The following is a 1,541-nucleotide window of genomic DNA, read 5'->3' as shown; positions in this document are numbered from 1 at the left end:
AATGAAAAGTTACTATCCGGAAGGATTTCTCTGGGGCGGCGCCATCGCCGCCAACCAGGCGGAAGGTGCCTGGAACGTGGACGGAAAGGGCATGTCGGTAGCCGATGTCGCCCGTTTCAAACCAAGCATCTCGGTCGAGGACTACAAATCGCAATGGCACGTTTCCTTGGAGGACATCGCCATCGCGAAGGAGACCGATGATGTCGTTTATTATCCGAAAAGAAGAGGCATCGACTTCTTCCACCGCTATAAGGAAGACATTGCGTTGTTCGCTGAAATGGGCTTCAAGGTGCTGCGCGTTTCGATTGCCTGGACGCGGATTTTCCCTAACGGAAACGAAACGGAGCCGAACCAAAAAGGCCTGGACTATTACCGCAACCTGTTGAAAACACTGCGGGCGCACAACATCGAGCCGTTGGTGACTCTGTCGCACTATGAAATGCCGCTCTATCTGGTGGAAAATTATGACGGCTGGGTTTCGCGTGAAGTCGTCGGTTTCTTCACCAAATTCAGTGAGACGGTCTTCCGTGAGTACAAGGATCTGGTGACATACTGGCTCTCCTTCAACGAAATCGACAGCGTCTTCCGCCACCCATTCACGACGGTAGGTGTGATCGAAGAAAAATACGCCGACAAAAAATCCGCTGAAGAAGCCATCTACCAAGCGTTGCATCACCAATTCGTGGCCAGTGCGGAAGCGACCAAGCTGTTGCGCGAAATCATCCCGGGTGCGCAGATGGGCGCGATGCTGACGAAGACGATGACCTATGCGGAGACTTGCGATCCGGATGAGGTGCTGATGGCGCAAAAAGCCAACCGCGACAACCATTTCTATGCGGATGTGCAGATTTTTGGGGAATATCCGAAGCATGTATTGAACTACTTCGAAGAGAACGGCTTTAAGATCAATAGGACCAAAGAGGACCTGCAGCTGTTGAAGGAATACACTGTCGACTTCCTTTCCTTCAGCTACTACATGTCGATGGTCGTGTCGAAAAACGCGGCCCAGCGCGAAAAAGTTGGCGGCAACCTGATGACCGGCGTGAAGAATCCGTATCTGAACACCTCCGAGTGGGGCTGGCAAGTCGATCCGGTCGGGTTGCGCATTTCCCTGATCGACCTCTATGATACGTACCGCATTCCGTTGTTCGTCGTCGAGAACGGCATCGGCTCGACCGATATCCTGACCGAAGATGGCACAGTTGTGGATGATTATCGGATCGCTTATTTCCGCGATCATTTCGAACAGATGAACTTGGCGATCAAGGACGGCGTCGAGCTGATGGGGTACACAAGCTGGGGCTGCATCGACATCGTCAGCGCTTCGACTTCCCAGATGACGAAACGCTACGGCTTCATCTATGTGGATGCCGATGATCTAGGCAACGGCACATACAACCGCTTCAAAAAGAAATCCTTCCATTGGTACAAGGATGTTATCGAAACGAACGGAGCCAGCCTGTACACTGAACTGCAGACTGCATCAAAATAATCACGAGAACCATATCGTGTGGCGCGACGTGCCATCCGATATGGTTTTT

1 protein-coding gene is annotated in these 1,541 nt (G+C 52.0%); it reads left to right on the top strand.

All coding sequences use genetic code 11. The annotated features are described in order from the left end of the window. Position 1 precedes the first annotated feature (1 nt). Positions 2 to 1,492: a glycoside hydrolase family 1 protein gene (locus WBV27_RS08965; protein WP_424201335.1), complete on the top strand. Its 1,491-nt coding sequence runs from the start codon at positions 2 to 4 to the stop codon at positions 1,490 to 1,492. The last annotated feature ends 49 nt before the right edge of the window (positions 1,493 to 1,541 follow it).

It is taken from the genome of Trichococcus sp., assembly GCF_049589555.1.
Taxonomy (GTDB): domain Bacteria; phylum Bacillota; class Bacilli; order Lactobacillales; family Aerococcaceae; genus Trichococcus.
The sequence above is the reverse complement of the archived record's forward strand: the minus strand, read 5'-3'. Positions and strand labels throughout refer to the sequence as shown.